This is a genomic window from Bacillus sp. JNUCC-21, assembly GCF_041222765.1.
GTDB classification, from domain to species: Bacteria; Bacillota; Bacilli; order Bacillales; family Bacillaceae; genus Bacillus; species Bacillus velezensis.
Genome location: NZ_CP166019.1, coordinates 416,889 through 435,170, shown reverse-complemented (window position 1 = coordinate 435,170; position 18,282 = coordinate 416,889). Strand labels below are relative to the sequence as shown.

General features: G+C 48.6%; 18 protein-coding genes. 1 reads left to right on the top strand and 17 read right to left on the bottom strand.

Features of this window, described 5'->3' with window-relative positions; genetic code table 11:
- Positions 1 to 492 precede the first annotated feature (492 nt).
- The 8 genes from JNUCC21_RS02205 to JNUCC21_RS02170 form a co-directional block, all read right to left on the bottom strand.
- Positions 493 to 915: a pyridoxamine 5'-phosphate oxidase family protein gene (locus tag JNUCC21_RS02205; protein WP_369878526.1), complete on the bottom strand. Its 423-nt coding sequence runs from the start codon at positions 913 to 915 to the stop codon at positions 493 to 495.
- Positions 916 to 921: 6 nt separating this feature from the next.
- Entirely contained in the window at positions 922 to 1,545 is a 624-nt protein-coding gene (locus JNUCC21_RS02200) for a GNAT family N-acetyltransferase (RefSeq protein ID WP_015239168.1), read from the bottom strand.
- Between the two features lie 86 nt (positions 1,546 to 1,631).
- On the bottom strand, positions 1,632 to 2,135 hold the full coding sequence (locus JNUCC21_RS02195; RefSeq protein ID WP_060563097.1) for a D-lyxose/D-mannose family sugar isomerase: 504 nt from the start codon (positions 2,133 to 2,135) through the stop codon (positions 1,632 to 1,634).
- Positions 2,136 to 2,147: 12 nt separating this feature from the next.
- Positions 2,148 to 3,008 (bottom strand): SDR family oxidoreductase, encoded by an 861-nt coding sequence (locus tag JNUCC21_RS02190; RefSeq protein ID WP_007410307.1) that lies wholly within the window; start codon positions 3,006 to 3,008, stop codon positions 2,148 to 2,150.
- 158 nt (positions 3,009 to 3,166) lie between these two features.
- On the bottom strand, positions 3,167 to 4,681 hold the full coding sequence (locus tag JNUCC21_RS02185; protein WP_369878525.1) for a class I adenylate-forming enzyme family protein: 1,515 nt from the start codon (positions 4,679 to 4,681) through the stop codon (positions 3,167 to 3,169).
- 221 nt (positions 4,682 to 4,902) lie between these two features.
- Positions 4,903 to 6,987 (bottom strand): BglG family transcription antiterminator, encoded by a 2,085-nt coding sequence (locus tag JNUCC21_RS02180; protein WP_369878524.1) that lies wholly within the window; start codon positions 6,985 to 6,987, stop codon positions 4,903 to 4,905.
- A gap of 299 nt (positions 6,988 to 7,286) precedes the next feature.
- On the bottom strand, positions 7,287 to 8,189 hold the full coding sequence (locus JNUCC21_RS02175; RefSeq protein ID WP_053104577.1) for an aldo/keto reductase family oxidoreductase: 903 nt from the start codon (positions 8,187 to 8,189) through the stop codon (positions 7,287 to 7,289).
- A 113-nt stretch (positions 8,190 to 8,302) separates the two neighbouring features.
- A complete protein-coding gene (locus JNUCC21_RS02170; RefSeq protein WP_369878523.1) occupies positions 8,303 to 10,306 on the bottom strand; it encodes a penicillin-binding transpeptidase domain-containing protein in 2,004 nt (667 codons plus the stop codon).
- Between the two features lie 156 nt (positions 10,307 to 10,462).
- Between JNUCC21_RS02170 and JNUCC21_RS02165 the strand changes: the two genes are divergently transcribed.
- Positions 10,463 to 10,783 (top strand): antibiotic biosynthesis monooxygenase, encoded by a 321-nt coding sequence (locus tag JNUCC21_RS02165; protein ID WP_003156282.1) that lies wholly within the window; start codon positions 10,463 to 10,465, stop codon positions 10,781 to 10,783.
- Here JNUCC21_RS02165 and JNUCC21_RS02160 read toward each other — a convergent pair.
- The 9 genes from JNUCC21_RS02160 to JNUCC21_RS02120 form a co-directional block, all read right to left on the bottom strand.
- Complete coding sequence (locus JNUCC21_RS02160) at positions 10,754 to 10,969, bottom strand: YczI family protein (protein WP_369719110.1); 216 nt, start codon at positions 10,967 to 10,969, stop codon at positions 10,754 to 10,756. The genes JNUCC21_RS02165 and JNUCC21_RS02160 overlap by 30 nt on opposite strands.
- Before the next feature lie 195 nt (positions 10,970 to 11,164).
- The gene (locus JNUCC21_RS02155) at positions 11,165 to 11,806 is read right to left on the bottom strand and encodes a GDSL-type esterase/lipase family protein (RefSeq protein WP_043021411.1); all 642 of its coding nucleotides are present in this window, start codon (positions 11,804 to 11,806) and stop codon (positions 11,165 to 11,167) included.
- A 64-nt stretch (positions 11,807 to 11,870) separates the two neighbouring features.
- The gene (locus JNUCC21_RS02150) at positions 11,871 to 12,620 is read right to left on the bottom strand and encodes an IclR family transcriptional regulator (protein WP_369878522.1); all 750 of its coding nucleotides are present in this window, start codon (positions 12,618 to 12,620) and stop codon (positions 11,871 to 11,873) included.
- Between the two features lie 17 nt (positions 12,621 to 12,637).
- Entirely contained in the window at positions 12,638 to 13,645 is a 1,008-nt protein-coding gene (locus JNUCC21_RS02145) for a biotin-dependent carboxyltransferase family protein (RefSeq protein ID WP_369878805.1), read from the bottom strand.
- A gap of 2 nt (positions 13,646 to 13,647) precedes the next feature.
- Positions 13,648 to 14,379 carry a 5-oxoprolinase subunit PxpB gene (gene pxpB, locus JNUCC21_RS02140; RefSeq protein ID WP_052827054.1) on the bottom strand — a complete coding sequence of 244 codons (732 nt, stop codon included), beginning with the start codon at positions 14,377 to 14,379 and terminating at the stop codon, positions 13,648 to 13,650.
- Positions 14,380 to 14,408: 29 nt separating this feature from the next.
- A complete protein-coding gene (locus tag JNUCC21_RS02135) occupies positions 14,409 to 15,203 on the bottom strand; it encodes a putative hydro-lyase (protein WP_025284242.1) in 795 nt (264 codons plus the stop codon).
- A gap of 4 nt (positions 15,204 to 15,207) precedes the next feature.
- Positions 15,208 to 16,422: an NRAMP family divalent metal transporter gene (locus tag JNUCC21_RS02130; RefSeq protein ID WP_059368251.1), complete on the bottom strand. Its 1,215-nt coding sequence runs from the start codon at positions 16,420 to 16,422 to the stop codon at positions 15,208 to 15,210.
- Between the two features lie 22 nt (positions 16,423 to 16,444).
- The gene (locus tag JNUCC21_RS02125; RefSeq protein ID WP_007410294.1) at positions 16,445 to 17,209 is read right to left on the bottom strand and encodes a 5-oxoprolinase subunit PxpA; all 765 of its coding nucleotides are present in this window, start codon (positions 17,207 to 17,209) and stop codon (positions 16,445 to 16,447) included.
- Between the two features lie 206 nt (positions 17,210 to 17,415).
- Positions 17,416 to 18,165: a Cof-type HAD-IIB family hydrolase gene (locus tag JNUCC21_RS02120; RefSeq protein ID WP_003156292.1), complete on the bottom strand. Its 750-nt coding sequence runs from the start codon at positions 18,163 to 18,165 to the stop codon at positions 17,416 to 17,418.
- Positions 18,166 to 18,282 lie beyond the last annotated feature (117 nt).

Sequence of the window (18,282 nt, the reverse complement as noted above, 5' to 3'; positions counted from 1 at the left end):
GATTCCTCCAAATCTTTTCTACTGATTAGACTCTGCAGACTGCGGCGAGGTTTCGGCCGTTTACATAAAAAAACCGCCCGGATGTCCGGAGCGGTTTTGTCTTATTCTTTTCTTACGCAAATAAATAATATATGGTTGCCCGCCTTAGCCCGCGGGTGATTCGTATTAACAGTTCCGACAGAATCATTCTTCGAAAGTAAACACCATGGAAGTTCTTGAACACAAGACAACGAAAGCCCTACCTCTCAATCGTCACTGCGGCTCCGAAGCCGCGCCGGTGTGAATTGTAAAACAAAAAGTCTTTTTTCCATCTCTTCGTTAGGGGCGAATGTCAGAAGGAAAAGAATAAGCTCAGCTTTTTTTCAAGCTGTCCGTTGAAGCCTGAAGCTTCTATATCAAAACAGAAAAAAGAAGTTTACTTTCTTTTTTATTTGCATGTTGTCACTTAGCAATTAAGTATAACAGATTGCCCCTGAATGATCAAATGATTTATTAAAGTTCCAGCTCGGCCGGCGTTTTTTCACCCGCGTTCATGAGCTTGATCTGCTTCGGTTCAATTTCAAGAACCACCAGGTTCGGATCGTCTTTTCCGTCAAACCAGCGTTCCAGTTTCGGATCCCACAGCTTTTCTTTTAAATCGGCTGAGTTGTTCAGTTTGGCGGTTCCGGCCACTTCCACATAAGCGTCTCCGAATCCTTCACAGTCATACCCTAACAGAATATGAACATTCGGATTGTTTTCAATTTCTTCCGCTTTATGAGTGTCTTTGCTCGTCGGCGTGTAAATCGTTAAGCCGTCATGGAAAAATGTCATGTAGCGTGAATGCGGTTTGCCTTGCTCTACCGTCGCAAGCGAACCGACTTTATGATGATCCAGTACTTCAAGCACTTTTTCTTTGATTTCATTTTGATTCATGAAGAATCACTCCTTTTTAACGTCTCCGCTTTTACTTTTCCACATTGGGGAGACATTTAAACCAAGAAATGTGCTCTTCTGCCGATCTTCGCTCCATTCCCGCTTCAGCATGCTGTAGTTCACCGTGTCATGATAGGCGCCCTGTACGAAAATGCCTTCTCTCGTCAGTCCTTCTTTCTGAAATCCGAGCCGCTCCGCCACTGCCCTGCTTTTCATGTTTTTTTCAGCCGCGCTGATCATAATGCGGTTCAGGCCGAGATCCTGAAATGCATGGGTGATGACCGCCCGGCAGCTTGCGGTGATAATGCCGAATCCTTCATGCTCTCGATCCAGCCAGTAGCCGATCTCTGCTTTTTGATTGGCTGTATCGACATTATGGATGCTGATCATGCCGCAAAACCGGCCCTTCACAAAAATTCCGGCGTCAAACCCATTTTCTTCCGCGTATTTATAGCGCCATTCGGGGATGATCACATCGCGGTACGTATCGATATCAGCCAGGTCTTCCGCCCAGCTGAGCCATTCGCTGAGATGGTTTTGATTTCGCTTCATAACAGAATACAATTCGTCCGTATCTTCTTTGGCAAGCAATCTGATCGTCAGATGTTCCCGGATTTGACAGGAAAACACGATCACACCTTCTTTCCTTTATTAGCCATTATACAGGTAAATTCATTTTTTTCCATACAAAAAAGATGAGGCGTGCAGCCTCATCCTTAAATGCGCGGGTCGGTGAAAATGTCGTGATCATCCGTGCTTGTCGATGACATTTCCGTGACGACCGCCCCTTCTTCTCCCGCTTGAAACCAATGCTTCGTATCCGGCGGAATGGTGTATTGTCCGCCCGGCTCAAGCACAATCTCATGCCAGACGGTGTAGTATTCCTTGTCATCTTCCGGCGGGAGGACGCTTGGGTTCTCTGTCTTTTCGCCTTCCACATAGAGATACACCTTCCCCCAGCGGCAGCGGAATGTCTCTTGTTTTCCCTTCTCGCCGCCGACCGGCGGATGGCGGTGTTCCGGACACGTCTGGCGCGGGAAGAGCACCAATTCTTTCGAACAGTAGCGGTCGGTATTCACGTAAATAAACAGCTGAAGCCCGGTTTCCTCAAGCTTGCCTAAGCCGTAATCCATGATTTGAATGTCTTCGACTTCATTACCAGTCAGAACGATTCCCGCTTTTTGATAGTATGCATTCACATCATGTTTCGATATCGTCATGCTTCAGCCCCCTTATGTGGTTACAAATTTGCCGCCGTTGACATGCAGCGTCTGCCCGGTCATATAAGATGATTCATCTGAGGCCAAGAGCACATAGCAGCCGACATGCTCAACAGGCTGGCCTGCCCGCCCCATCGGAGTAGTCTGACCGAAGGAAGCGACTGTTTCTTCTGAGAATGTCGCCGGAATGAGCGGTGTCCAGATCGGCCCCGGTGCCACGGCGTTGACACGGATACCGTCGTTGACGAGCGCTTGCGCCATGGATCTCGTAAAACCGTTAATCGCGCCTTTTGTAGCCGTGTAGTCAATCAGCTGCGGATTGCCTGTGTAAGGATTAATGGATGTCGTATTGATGATCGCGCTGCCCGGCTTCATGTAATCAATCGCTTTTTTAGTCAAATAAAATTGTGAGTAAAAGTTTGTTTTAAAGGTTCTGTGAAGCTGCTCGCTTGTGATGTCTTTAATGCTTTCTTTCGGATGCTGTTCCGCGGCGTTATTCACGAGAATATCAAGACGCCCGAATTCTTCAACCGTTTTTTCAACCGCTTCATTGCAAAAGTCTTCCTCACCGACATCGCCGGGGATTAACAGACATTTTACGCCTTCTTCTTCCACTCGTTTTTTTGTATCTTCCGCATCACCGTGTTCATCAAAATAGACGATCGCGACATTTGCGCCTTCCTTCGCGTAAGCAACCGCTACGGCGCGTCCGATACCGCTGTCGCCCCCTGTGATAAGTGCGGTTTTCCCTTTTAATTTATCAGCGCCTTTATATTCTTTGTATTCATAAACAGGCGCCGGATTCATTTCGCTTTCAATGCCCGGCTGGCGGTTTTGTGATTCCGCCGGGAATTCCTTCGGATAGTTTTCCATGTCAAGTTCCTCCTTCTTGTTCGATCTCATATTTCTTGTCTACCTCGGCAGTCCTCCGGATAAACATGATTGAGACAGTTCAAAACGTTTTCGGAGAAAAATGTTTCACATGGAACGCAAGAAAAAAACCCGGCTGGCAGCCGGGTTTTTGTTTTCAATTATGAACGTACCGCTTGTTTGCGGAGCACGTCTTTTCTCACTTTTCCAAGGTTGTTTTTCGGAAGTTCGCTGACGAACTCAATTTCCGGAATTTTAAAGGCGGCAAGACGTTCTTGAAGGAATCGGGTCACTTCTTCTTCTGTCAGGTCTTCTCTGCCGTTTGTCACGATGAACGCTTTCGGCTTTTCACCGTAAAGCGGATCAGGGATACCGACAACCGCCGTTTCGAGAATGCCCGGCACTTGCTGAATGACCTCTTCAATCTGGTCGGGATAAATATTGTCGCCGCCGTAGATGATGACATCTTTATAACGTCCGGTGATAAAGATAAATCCGTCTTCATCCACATATCCGGAATCGCCGGTATGGAACCAACCGTCTTTCAGCACTTTTCGTGTCGCTTCTTCGTTACCTTCGTAGCCTTTGAATAAAAACGGACTTGTCACAACGACTTCTCCGATTGAGCCTTGCGGAAGGACTTCACCTGTTTCCGGATCTACAACGCGGACATCCACTTCTTCCATCGGTTTACCCGCGGAAGCGGCTTTATCCATTCCCATTTGCGGATTCCAAGAGCTGATGCCCCACGCTTCCGTGCTTCCGTATCCGTGCATGAGCGGAATGCCGATGTCGAGATACTGCTGGATCAGGCTGCTTGGCACCTTTGTGCCTCCCGTCATCATATAAACGATAGAAGACATGTCAGTCTGGTGCGTTTCCCATGCTTTCAGCAGGTATGTGAAATAGACTGGCAGCGCCATGATGGTTTGAATTTTTTCTTTTTCGATGAGCTTCAGGTTTTCCACAGGGTCCTGATTGTCTGTCATAATGAATGTCGTTCCGCTCATCGTGCCGACCATCTGGCAGATAATCGCGCTCGTATGGTAATTCGGATGGCATGCTAAGAAGCGGACATGCTGCATTCTCCCCGTGTATGCCAATGTCGCGTTTACGTAGTTGTATATGCCGCCGTGAGTGATCATGCAGCGTTTCGGATTGCCGGTTGTACCTGAGGTAAACATCAGCAATGCCGTATCGTTTTCAGACACCGTTTCGACATCCGGTGTATCACCGGAGCCTGTCAATAAAGCGTCAAACTGAGGCGTTGTCTCCGCAGCTGTTCCGGTCTCGACCTTCAGTTTAAGAGAAGATACCAGCGCAGGAAGCACTTCTTCCATAATCTCTTTAAATTCAGTGCTGTAAAAAACAGCTTTCGGTTCACAGGCTGCTAAAATGCCTTTCATTTCGTAAGGTGTTAATTGCCAGCTGACCGGCACAACCACCGCGCCGATTTCGAGTGCCGCAAACATGACAATGGATGCCGCGTGGCCGTTTTTGCAAAGCATCGCCACTCTGTCGCCTTTTTTTATTCCTTTATCAAGAAGCGCTTGTGCAAGCTGGTTGATTCGTTTTCGATATTCCGCGTAGGTCAGGGTATGCGCACCGCTTTTTACAGCTTCGATCTCTTCGCTATTTGAAATGTCATGCAGAATCAGATGCTGTAATGTCTCCATATTTTCATCTCCCATAATGATAAATCACAAAAAACTCTGTCAGATTTTCTTTCTCACGCAACCCATTTTAAACCAAAAAATATAACTTGTAAAACTATTTTGTTTTAGAACTATTCCATCAGTGAATGATACAATAGTCCCGTGTTTTTAGTTTCTTCCCTTCCCCTTACCCTCATACATGCGCAAAAAAACACACCCCACATGAGGTGTGCGCTTCCTGTTTACCGCTGTCCTTTCTCCTGAATGAAATGATAAAACAGCTTGTTTAAACGTTTGTATAAATCGGCCTCATCCTCCGTCTGGAAGGCTTTTATACTGCCTTCGGACTCGATGATGGCCGAGCTGACCGCACTTAGTATTTCCGACCCTTCAGCGGCCATATCAGCCGGCGCCATCATCACCAAAGCGCGGTCGACGGTCAGGGAATTTCCGTCCATGCCTTTGACACTGCATGGAGCCGTCAAATCATAAATTTTGAAAAAAGGCGTGACAATTTCTTCATTTTTGAGATGGTACAGGGCCATCGCCGTTCCCGGAATGCCGAGTCCGCCCTGTCGTTCACGCTCAGCAAGGCGCTGTGCGGTTTTTTGGGCATTATGAACCAATCCTTCTTGCTCCAGCATGTCAAACATACGGTTCAAAAACAGCTCATACGCCGTGTTTGAATCAATGGATTTGATCGAAAAGTTCCGCAGCACGCTTTGGATAACCGCCGCGTAATGCGCCATACGGCCGGCCGCTTCCAGCATATCAGGCGTCTCCGGCTGCTTCTCTTCTCTTTTGCCGTTTCTTTTTTTGTCAAGAATCAGCGGAATTTTTCTTTTGATGTACTGCTTGACCTGATCAGCGTCTTCTTCGTTTAAAAGCGGACTGACCATGACGTAATCAATATTTTCATACGGGATCGGAACGGTGGATACGATCATGTCATACGCGGTGATGTCTCGATCCTTCAGTTCGATGAGGGAAGACATATCAAAGGAACGGATTTCCGAAAGCTCTTTTTTCAGCCTGGATGCGAGCATTTTGGACGACCCGATGCCGCTTGAACAGACGATCAGCGCTTTGATCTTCGCCTCTTCCCGTTTGATTTCCAAAGCGGAGCCGAAGTGAAGAACGATGAAAGCGATCTCATTATCAGAGAAAAGAAGCCCCGGAAAGAATTTTTCCATTCCTTCTTCTACGGCCATGTACAGCAGAAAGTAGTCGCGTTTAATTTGCTCGGTCATCGGGTTGTACATGTCGATATTTTCTTTTACCCGGTTGATCGCAGGCTCCAGATGGGCGATTAAACCGTCGTATAAAGAACCGTTTTCCGTCAGATCAATTTTAATTTTTTCAGAAATGAAGCCGATCAGCTGCTTCGTTTGCAAGGCCGTTTCAACCTCTATGTCTTCCGGTTTGAATTCCGTTTTGTATTTGCGGTTGGCGCTCCGCAAATGAATGGTGATATATCCGATCTCAGCTTCCGGAATTGAAACGCCGAACGCTTTTTCAAGCTCTTTTGCCATTTCCAGCGCAGAGCCGTACTCCTTCGTCTGCTGCAGCGCTTTTAGTTCCGAAGCCTCCATCGTGATGGTTTCTCCGAGCCTGATCCGGTCCATCGCAAAGGTTAAATGAACCGCAAGCGCCATGTATGAGCTGTCAGATAAGGCGATCGCGATTTTTTCCTTGAGCTGAATTAAGAGCCGGTCCATTTTCAAAAGTTCCGCTTTATTTACGACGCCGAACATTTTTTCAGCATCGTCCGGTTTTCCTTTAATATTCAATTCAACCGCTTCCAAAAAGCTTTGAATATCAAGGCGGTTGACGATGAGATTGCCGACGATTTTCCGTTTCGCATTTTCCGGCCCCGTCAGCTGAATGCCGAAGCCCCTTTTTCGGATCAGCGTCAAGCCGAAGGGCGCAATCCAAGTCTCCAGCTCATCCAGGTCATAGCTGATCGTCGCGTTTGTCACTTGCAGTTCGTTCGCCAGACTGTAGAGCTTGATCGGCTCTTGAGACTCTAATAGTGAACATAGAATTAAAAGTTTCCGCTCCTCAGCGCTGTATTCATGCTGTTCATAGGACAGGTCTGACAGGAGTTTTTGTTTGTCCTCCGGGTTTCCTACCGCTTTCAGTCCTTTGCCGGGCTGTTTATCAAGTGCCAGACCGAATGATTCCATTATCGGTTTGATTGTTTTTAACTCGCGGTGAACGGTTCTTGTGCTGACTTGTAAAGCTTCCGCCAGTTCATGCACTGTCTCGTACCGGTTCTGCAGTAATAGATGTTTCATTAATTTTTGTTCTCTCGCTGTCATATACATGAAACGCGCCTCCAGATTTTCTAGTTGTGAGAAGTATGGCATATGGGGAGTGCTGCCGGGGAAAGTGGTGTAAGTTATAATATAAAACGCTTTCAATGATTATTCAACCATTTTCAAATGGCAATTTGGCACTGGGCCGTGTGACAGTATTGAAAAAGAAAAATGTGTCAGATAATATGCCATGACGCTTGTTACTCTTGATCCGCACGGCTATACTTCAAAGTGACCTTACTTGTTTTTAGACATTGCACACCACATAAACAAACGCCCGGAAGATAGCTTCCGGGCGTTTGTTCTGTTTATGGAATATCGCAGCCTTGGACACTGGTATAAATCCGGAACCACTGATCATGGCTGAGTTTGTACGCGGATGCACGCACCGCGGCGGAAATGCGGTTCTCTTTTCCGCTGCCGACAATCGGCATGATGTCTGCCGGGTGGGTGAACAGCCATGCGTACATGACTTCGTCAATGGAAGCGGCGCCGATTTCTTCCTGAACGGAACGAAGCGCGGCACGGATACGGACGTCCTTATCTGATTGTCCGGTAAAGACGCTCCCGCCCGCAAGCGGTGACCACGCCATCGGCGGAATGCGTTTTTCCTGACAGAAATCCAGCGTGCCGTCATGAATATTTTCCAGCTCGTACGCCGAGATTTCAATTTGGTTTGTGATGAGCGGATCATCCAAATAGGATTCGAGCATTCTGTACTGGTGCGCTTTAAAGTTCGACACCCCGAAATATCTGACCTTTCCCGAGCTTTTCAGCGCATGAAACGCTTCAGCCACCGCCTCCGGGTCCATAAGCGGGTCCGGTCTGTGAATGAGCAGCACGTCCAGATAATCCGTATTCAGATTCAAAAGCGACTGCTCCGCCGACGCTAAAATGTGAGACTTCGACGTATTATAATGATGCGACTTGTTTCCGGGCCGTTCCGGTGATTCAATGACAATCCCGCATTTTGTGACGATTTCGATTCGCTCCCTTATTGAAGGCGAAAGGGACAAAGCGCCGCCGAAGAGCTTTTCACACGTATAACCGCCGTATATATCGGCATGGTCGAAGGTGGTGATGCCTTGGCTGATGCACCATTCAATCAGATTCAGCAGCTCTCCGTCTGAAACATTCCATTCGTTCAGACGCCAAAGCCCGTGTATCACTCTTGAAAATTCCAGGTCTTCAGCCAATTGAATGCGCTGCATGTGAAATCCCCCTTTTTCTTAGAGCCTCTTGTATCTCTGTTTTCAGGAATTGCCCATGCTGTTTCATTCTGCTTCGGCGGCCGATTTTCCTTTCAGCCCGCAAAAATCGTCATTTAATGATTCTGAAACTGCTTTTTCGCTTTTTCAACGACGTAATGGCTTCCGCCGCGTTTTTTGACGTCTTGAATCATCATCGCGATCAAGAGGTCTTTCTTTTTATAATCGTAACCGACAAACCAGCCGTTTTCTTTGCCGTCTTTATCTTCTTTAGACGTTTTCAGCTCGGCTGTACCGGTTTTTCCGGCTACGGTAATGCCGCTTACGGCCGGCTGATATGCAGAGCCGCGCGGATCTTCAACGACGCCTCTCAGCCCTTTTGTGATTTCTTCGGCATTGGCTTTCGACACCACTTGCTTATGCCAGATTTGCGGTGTTTTTTCTGTGTCTTTGATCAATGTCGGTTTGACGAGATTTCCGTCTGTTACAAATGCGGTATAGTCAGCAGCTAAGTGCAGCGGAGACATCAGCATCTGCCCCTGGCCGTAGCCCGTATCTCCGAGAAGGATCTCGGAATCAAGCTTGCCGTTAGCGATTGAAGACTTTTCAATCGGAAATTGGTACGGAATCTCTTCATCAAACCCAAATGTTTTTAATCCTTTTGTAAACGCGTCCGCTCCGGCATCTATGGCATTTTGCGCAAAGTAGATGTTGTCCGATGTGATCAGCGCATTTTCGAGATCCACTTCATTCAGGCGCTCTGATACGCGTGTGACATGGTAACCGCCCCAGCTTGAATCTTTCTGCCACTCTTTTCCAGTGATTTTTTTCTTTTCTGACGCTTTCAATGTGCCGTTTGTCAGGCCGACTGCCGCGGCAATCGGTTTAATCGTTGATCCCGGCGCATAAAGTTTGTTGAATTTCGCTGAAAACGGATTGTTCTTATCTTCATTCAGCTTTTTCCATTCTTTTCCGCCCCAGCCGAAAATAAAGCCGTTCGGGTCATAAGACGGTGCGCTGACGAGCGCGAGGGTCTCTCCCGTTTGCGGTTCGAGGGCGACTGCCGCTCCGCTGTCATCTTTCATAGAATCATACAGCTTCGTCTGCGTTTTCATATCAATCGTTACATGAATATCCTGCCCGCTTTCGGCTTTCTTTTCAGCAATGACCTCACCTGTTTGCGGGACGTAAATTTTCCAGCCGGTCGTGCCGCGCAGCTTGTCTTCATATACATTCTCAAGGCCGGCGATGCCGATTTTGGATGTATCGCTGTATTGGCCGTCTTTCGCTTTTTTCAGCTGCTCCGCTGTGATGGTTTTAATATAACCGGTCAGATGGGCCGCTTTTTCGCCGTACGGATAGTAGCGGGAGCTGACTTTCGTTTTCGTCACGCCGTCTAATGCGAGCAGGCTTTTGACCTTGCTTTCATCATCCGGTCTGATTTTTTGAAGCGGGACATAGGAGTCGTCTTTTACCCAGCCCTGGTTCAGTTTGCTTTTGATATCGTCTTCAGAAAGGTCCAGTTTTTCAGACAGTTTTTTGATCACGCTGTCTTTATCCTTGCCGAGTTTTCCAGGGATAATGCCGATTTCCGGCACCTCGGTATTCACGGCGAGACCTTTTCCGTCTTTGTCGTAAATTTGTCCGCGCTTCGGTTCTTCATTTGCGATCTGCACGGTTTTGTCATCGGAAAGCTGTTTGAAAATAAAAGAAGGATTCCAGTCGATGTTCCATGATTCTCCATCGTCTGTTTTTTCTTTTTTCAGGACGGCCGTGTTTTCAAAAGCGACCTTCCCTGCTTTTGTATCCATGCTGACTTTATAATCGATGTGCTGGAGGTCATCTTTTTTCTTGTCGTCTTCGTCCTGTTTTTCGGCAGTGACTTTCAGATTTTTGACCCCTGCTTGTTCATAAACGGTTTCATATCGCTTTATAAAATCCTTTTTGGATCGTTTTTTCTTTTCATCCTGGGTGAGGCTTTGGTACATCTTATCGTAATGACCGCCGTTCCAGTCTTTTACGAAATCTTTCATTCTGTCTTCGGCCGATTCCGTTTTCGAGCAGCCGATCAAACCTATGATTCCTGCGAGTAAAAGTAATAGGTATAACCCTTTTTTCACTGTCTATTCCCCTGCCTTCCAACTGTTATTTTCTCCTAAACCAAATCAGGCTGGCAAGGATTTTTTTCTCATATTGTTTAAAATTTTTTTGTTTTTCCTGCCGTCACGGGCCATATTCTTATACAATGTATCTATTAAAAAAAGGGGGAATTTCAGATGATCAGAGAAGCAGCCATGCTGTATGTAAAAGAAGGTCTTGAGGGGGAATTCGAAGAGGCATTCCGCCGGGCGGAGCCGATTATCGCGGGCATGAAAGGTTATCTGTCCCATTCCTTGTCCAAATGTATGGAAAAGACGCATAAATATTTGCTGCTTGTGGAATGGGAGACATTAGAAGATCATACAAAAGGCTTTCGCGGATCGCCGGAATATCAGGAATGGAAAGCCTTACTGCACCGTTTTTATTCACCATTTCCCGTTGTGGAGCATTTTCAGGATCTATCAGACTCAGATCGCGTGAAGCGTAAAACCGATTAAGGAGATTGACCATACAAAAACGGCGGTATAGATATTGAATTTCCCGGAGCCGTCGTTTTCTTTCCGTTTTTCCTCCAGCCCCTGAATGAACATGACCGCACCGAGAAACACGAGCATAACCGGCTGTATGACAGAGGTATGTTCCGCATACGTAAATGCGGCGGCCGCAAGTATAATAATCAGCATCGCGAGTGACAGTTTTAAGGCGCGCAGCAAAGCAATCCATCCTTTCTGTTATCATTTTTTGAACACAATTCTATTTCTGTCTTTATCCCCCATTATTCTAGCGTATTTTTTGCGCGGATAGAACGAAAGTCGGACAATTTTAAGTTTGTTTTAAGGAGCACGAAAAGCGCGCTCCCGATGAAAAGGAGCGCGCGGTTATGAGCGGGCAAGGCTTCCGTATCCGAGCCCCCGCAGGACGCATGCCATGACTTCATACCCCTTGCTGTTGGGGTGTACGCGGTCATGAGAGAGATATTCATTCATTTTTCCTTTGAAAGCGCTGTGGACGTCGGCAATTTTGACGTGCGGCGCCGATGCGAGTGTGCTGAGGTGCGCATTATAAGAGGATATCCATTTTTCTGCAATGGAGATGCCCGGGAAAGGATTGTATAAATTGAAGACGCGGATCTCATAAGGAGACGGGTGCGGCCCTTTTAAGGCAGCGATCTTGGCAATCATCTTTTCAAAGTTCTCATGGCAGTGACTGGACACGCCGGTGAACACCGAAGCGTCCGATGTTTGCTGATATGTCTGAACCGAATCGATCAAATCGTTGCCGCAGCCTGTAATCGTAATCATATCAGCAGCCTGAATCCGCCTCTGAATGTACGGCAAGGACATAAGCCCGAGAATTTCTCCCGTCTCAAGGCCTGATTTGGCAAAGATGGATACGTCGGTTCTTGTCTGTAAATCTTCTGCCATCATACGCCCGAACCGCTGGACAAAACCGGCGGAAAACGGCCCGGATCCCCTCCCCGTCGTCAAAGAATCCCCCAGCGCCGTATAAACAAGTCCCATTTACTTTCCTCCACTCGTTACTATCGATATTGTAATGTACGCGAGTGAAGAAAAATTGGCTCGGTCAATAACCCAATTTCTCAGAAATATGCTGTGCGGCGGTTTTGACCTTTTCGGTTAAATACGGCAGCCTATCCTCTGAAAAACGGGCTTCGAAGCCGGCGATGCTGATTCCGGCAGCCACCTTACCTTCGTGATTGAAAATCGGCGCCCCGATCGCCGCCGTGTAATCTTCTAATTCCGAATAGCTGATCGTATAACCTGATTGTAAGGATCTTTCAATGGATTGAAGCAGTTCAGCCCGATCCGTCATCGTGCCTGAGGCGATTGCGGCAAGCTTTGTCTTCTGAATGTATGTGTCAATCTCCTCTTTTGGCAGAAACGATAGAATGCTTCTGGCGCACGCTCCCGCGTACAGCGGCGACCGGCGGCCGATTGCCGTATACAGGCGGACGGTTTGAGTGCCTTCAATTTTTTCGACGTAAATGGCTTCATCTCCGTCCCTCATGATCAGCTGAACGGCCTCATCCACTTCGCCGCACAGCTCTTCCATAATCGGTTTGGCTATTTTCCTGATGTCCAGACGTTCAGAGACGAGCTGGCCGAACTGTAGAAAGATCAGACCAAGCTGATAACGGCCGTCCGCTGCCCGGGTGAGAAATCCCGTTTCCTCCAGCGAGCTTGCCATCCGGTGAACCGAGGTCTTCGGCATTTCCGATAGAGAAACCAGCTCATTTAAGCTCAGGCTCGGTTCAGTCATAAATAAATGAAGCAGTTCCATTGATTTGATGACGGTTTTGTTTTTGTTTTCCATGATCTTTAGCCCCTTTGTCAGATCAGCCATTCCATTTTGAGCCTTGCTTTCAGCTCCTTCAGTTGCTGTTCCTTCTCTAAAAGCAGCATTTCCGCTTCCTCCAGAGAAACGGCCCGGAACGTGATATGTTCCCCCGGCATCGTTTGGGCGACGAGAGGAAGATCAGCGGATATGATATGCGCCATCCGCGGATAGCCCCCCGTCGTCTGTCTGTCAGCCAGCAGAATAATCGGATTGCCGTCCGGCGGCACCTGCACTGTTCCGAACGTCACGGCCTCAGATACCATCTCCAGCGGCTCCCGCAATTCAAGCGGAGCGCCCTTCAGCCGGTAGCCCATTCGGTCGGATTGAGGCGTGACCGTATATGACTCTTGATGAAAACGCAATTTTGCTTCTTCTGTAAAAGCGTGAAATTGAGCGCCTTCAAGCACTCGTATGACCGGATTTTTTTTCAGCGGCAGAAATCCTCTGCTGCTGACAGACCAATCAGGCGCTGAGAAACCATGCTGTCCGAAAGAATCGCTCAGACGGTACGCGATTGATTCCGAACATGGCGTCATACGGCCGAGCGGCAGCTCATCATCTTTTTGCAGCGCTCTTCCGCAAAAACCGCCGATCCCCGCTCTGACATACGTGCTTTTGCTTTCCATGACGGCGGGCACGTCAAATTCCCCCGCGACGGCGAGATAAGCGCGGCTCCCCATCTTGCACGGCCCGAATGAGACGACGCTGTTTTCCTTTATCAAAACCGGTTTCCACAGAGGGGCGGGCTCCCCATTAATATGAAGGGCGAAATCAGCTCCCGTGACGGCAATAACCGCAGGTTCTGAAAATTCAAAGGAAGGCCCGGGCCCCATGAGCGTAATTTCCAGTCCCGCCTCTTTTTCTTGATTTCCGGCAAGAAGATTGGCGATGCGCAGTGAGATCGTATCCATTGCGCCGCTTCCCAGCACACCGTATTTCTGATATCCCGTCCGCCCCGTGTCCTGAACCGTCGTCAAGAGACCGGGCTTTACCACTTTCATACTCATTCGGCTCCCTCCTTGATGCGGCTGTACTCCTCTGCCGTGATCCGGACGAATTTCACCGTATCGCCCGCTCTCAAAAGACTCGGCGGATGTTCTTCCGGCCTGAAAAGACGGAGCGGGGTGCTGCCGATCAGCTGCCAGCCGCCGGGAGTGGATATCGGATACACACCGGTCTGCATTCCCGCGATTCCTACTGAACCGGCCGGGATGGACGGCCTTGGCGACGCCTTTCTCGGCGCTCTGATCCGCTCAGACATTCCTCCTAAAAACGGAAATCCCGGCGCAAATCCGAGCATATAAACGAGATATTCGCCTTCAGTATGAATGCGGATGACGTCTTCCGGGGTCAGATCGTTCATCTCAGCGACCTCTTCTAAATCGGGACCGAAATCACCGCCGTAGCAAACGGGGATTTCCATCACCCGGCGCTCTTCTTTGCGGCCGGTCATTATATGGCTGAGACGTTCTGTCACTTCTTTCTTGACCAGGGCAAAAGGAGAGACGCCTTTTTTTATGTTTGAGACGGCATACACATCATAAAAGATCGTTAAGCTTGTGAATGCCGGAATACATTCAACGAAGCCCGGAAACGGCCGTTCTTCCATACAGGCTGCCGCCGCATGCACCCGGCTGTTGACCTCTTCGCTGATGTCCCCGCCAAAGCGGATGATAACGGCGGAATCACCGTACGGCTGTATATCAAGCGCTGTATTTCCGCTATACTGCATCATTGTCATCACCTCGTTGTATTCTTTCTCACTTACAGGACAGCAAGCGATTCATTTCGTATATCGGTGATCAGCATGTGCCCCGGTGAATGTGTTATTACGATGTCAGGCTTTGCTTCCATGATCACCGCCTGGGGCGTAACGCCGCAAGCCCAGAATACGGGAACTTCACCTTCCCGCACCGTTACGGCATCTCCGAAATCCGGCTGATGCAAATCGCTGATACCGATGCTTTGCGGATTTCCGATGCGGACGGGGGCGCCGTGCACGGCGGGAAAACGTGACGTGACCTGCGCCGCGCGGACTGCAAGCCTTTCCGGAATCGGTCTCATGCTGACGACCATCTTTCCAGAAAACGGGCCGGCGGGAACACAGTCAATGTCTGTTTTATACATGGGGACATTCACATCCTCATCGATGTGCCTGATTGGAATGTGCTGATTAATAAGGGCTTGCTCGAATGAAAAACTGCAGCCGATTAAAAACCCGACATAATCATCCTTCCAATACGGCGTAATATCCGTTACCTCTTCAGTAAGCACGCCATGCCGATAAATCCTGTATTTCGGAAAGTCCGTCCGGATATCAGCTCCCGGCGCAGCTATTGCCGGAACGGGTGAACCCGCATCCGTCACATCCAGCACCGGACAAGGCTTTTGATTGCGCTGGCAGAATAAGAGAAAATCAAAGGCCAGATCCTTTTGCAAAACGACGAGATTGGCTTGTGCGTAAGAAGCGGCCATCCCCGCCGTCGGCCCGGTCATCTGCCCCTTCCTGATCAGCTGTCTGACTTCTTCGGGACTCATGTCACTCATATGGTTTTTCATATCATCAGCTCCATAGCTGCGGCATCTGCGTGAATAATGTATAGATGCCCATAACCGCCATGACAACCACTACGATCGCCCCTGCAATCGTGAGCCAGATCGGATGCTTGTAATCGCCGACGATTTTTTTCTTATAAGCGCCCAACAGTATCATCGCTAATGCAAGCGGCAGAATTAAGCCGTTAAGCGAACCGACCGCGACCAGAATTTTGGCAGGCTGGCCGATCGTAACAAAAATAAGAGTGGATACGATGATAAAACCGATAATGACGCCATGTGAGTGCTTTTCGATTTTTGTTGAAAATGATTTGAAAAATGATACCGATGTATAGGCGGCGCCGATGACAGACGTGATAGCGGCAGACCACATGATGACGCCGAAAATTTTATAGCCTACATTTCCCGCCGCAAGCCGGAATACAGAAGCCGCCGGATTATCAGGATCAATGCTCAGGCCCTTTGAGACGACGCCGAGCACGGCGAGAAACAGGGCAATCCGCATAATCGATGTAATCAGAACGCCTGTGATGGAGCTTTTCGTAACCTGAGGGAGGACTTCCTTCCCTTGGATGCCTGAATCAAGCAAACGGTGGCCGCCGGCAAATGTAATGTATCCGCCGACCGTGCCGCCGACAAGCGTCACGATCGCCAGCACACTGATATGATCAGGCATAAAAGTTTTCACAACGGCGTGTCCGACCGGCGGAGCCGTCGTTACGGCAACATACACAGTCAATATGATCATGACGATTCCGGCGATCTGCATAAAACGGTCCATGACTTTTCCGGCTTCCTTTATGACAAAAATCAGCACCGCGACCGCTGCGCTGATTAAAGCGCCGATCTCCGGTTTGATCCCGAATAATACTTGAAGACCGAGACCCGCGCCGCCGATGTTTCCGATATTAAACGCAAGTCCGCCGAGCACGACCAGAAAAGCAATGGCATAACCGGCGCCCGGAAGCACCATATTGGCAATCTCTTGGCCGCGCTTTCCGGAAACCGCGATAATCCGCCATACATTGGTTTGCGCGAAAATGTCCAAAATAATAGAAATTAAAATGATAAAGCCGAAGCTTGCCGCCAATGTATTGGTAAACGTGGCCGTTTGCGTCAGAAAGCCGGGCCCGATTGATGATGTCGCCATCAAAAATGTCGCGCCTAAAAGAAGCGACCATTTGCCGGAAGCCTTTCCGGCTGTTTTTTTCTTTTGCTCCATGCTGTCTTCCTCCCTCTGCTGCTCAGTCTTTTGAAAGCGCGCTGATTTGAATGTCTGCCGCTTTTAATTCTTTTTTGATTGTTTTTGCGAATGTGAGGGCGTGGGCTCCGTCTCCGTGAATGCAGACCGTGTCCGCTTTCAGGCTTACAGCTTGTCCCTTACGTGATGTCACCGTGCTGTCTTTCACCATTTGAATCACTTGACCGACCGCTTTTTTGTCATCCTGAATCAGCGCATCCGGCTCTGAACGCGGCGTCAGCGTGCCATCTTCCTGATAGGTGCGGTCCGCAAACACTTCGCTTGCCGTCCTCAGTCCGATTCGATCTCCCGCTTTAATCAGCTCGCTTCCGGAAAGCCCGAAAAGAATAAGCCCGGGATCAAAATGACAGACCGCCTGAGCGATGGCTTCTGACAGGCCGGGATTGACGGCGGCCATATTATATAAAGCGCCGTGCGGCTTCACATGCTGCATCTCGACACCTTCTGCTTTTAAAAACCCTGACAGCGCGCCGATTTGATACAGCGTCAGATCATACGCTTCCTCGGGCGTAATCGCGATCTGCCGCCGCCCGAATCCCTGCAGATCGAACAGCCCGGGATGAGCGCCGATTTTCACGCCTTTTTCCGCCGCAAGCGCAACCGTTTTGCGCATCACGCTGGGATCACCCGCATGAAAGCCGCAGGCGATGTTTGCAGATGTCACATAATCCAAAATCTCTTCATCCAGTCCGATTTTATAAGCACCGAAACTCTCTCCTAAATCACAATTGATGTCAATCTGAAACATAAGATCCCTCCTGTATTGTAAACGTTTTATATGATTATCATTCCGCTATTCGGAATGACTATTCCGAATAGTTGGATTTCTCTTCATTATATTTATTTCTGACAGGTTTGAACATCCTTTTGTCAGAAAACCTACCATGGACCTAGTCACAAATCTGACAAAACAAAAAAAAGAGAGTCTCATACTGAGACTCTCTCTTTTTTCTATTATAACACCCAGTGGCGGATCGCTTTGGCGACCCCGTTTTCCGTGTTGACATCAGTCACCCAGTCAGCTGTTTCTTTCACAATGTCCTGCGCATTCCCCATGGCGACGCCGACACCCGCTTTTTCAATCATGGCAATGTCATTCAGACTGTCACCCATGGCCATCACATTTTCCATCGTGAAGCCGAGTTTTTCCGATACCTTCGCCAGCGCAGCCGCTTTGTTGATACCGAGGGCATTGACTTCGATGTTGATCGGACTGGAGTTTGTGATCTCGAGCTCCTTGTATTCCTTGAGCTCTTTCAGCACCTCATTCCGCACTTCGTCATCCTCGATTTCGAATCCGAACTTGAGCCACTGATGATCCGTAATCGTTTCCGGGAATTCCCCTCTCCACACTCTATCGACGGTAGAGGCCCAGAAATTCGTGTTGTGCTTATTCCTCAGATCCCATAATTTTTGAATATGATCGGTATGAAGAAGCTTGCGCTCAACCAGCTCAAAGTTGGAATCCCAGATTTCGCTGCCGTTTGCCGTGATTAAAAAGGATGACAGCTCGAGAGACTCAGCCAGTTCGCGGCAGGTCATCAGCGTGCGTCCTGTGCTGATGACGACGTGAATTCCTTTCGCCTCCGCTTCCTTGATCGCCCGCCGGTTTTCCTCCGGGATGAGCTGCTCGTCATTGAGCAGGGTTCCGTCCATATCAATCGCGATCAGTTTAATATCTGCGTCTTCTCTTTGTATCGGCATATATGTACCTCACTTTTTATAATGTAGTCGTCTCTATTTTAATACATATGACCCGCAGGAACAAAGAACCGCTTCCTGCGTTTGGCGGGGAGAACGTTGAGGAAAAGAAATATTGAG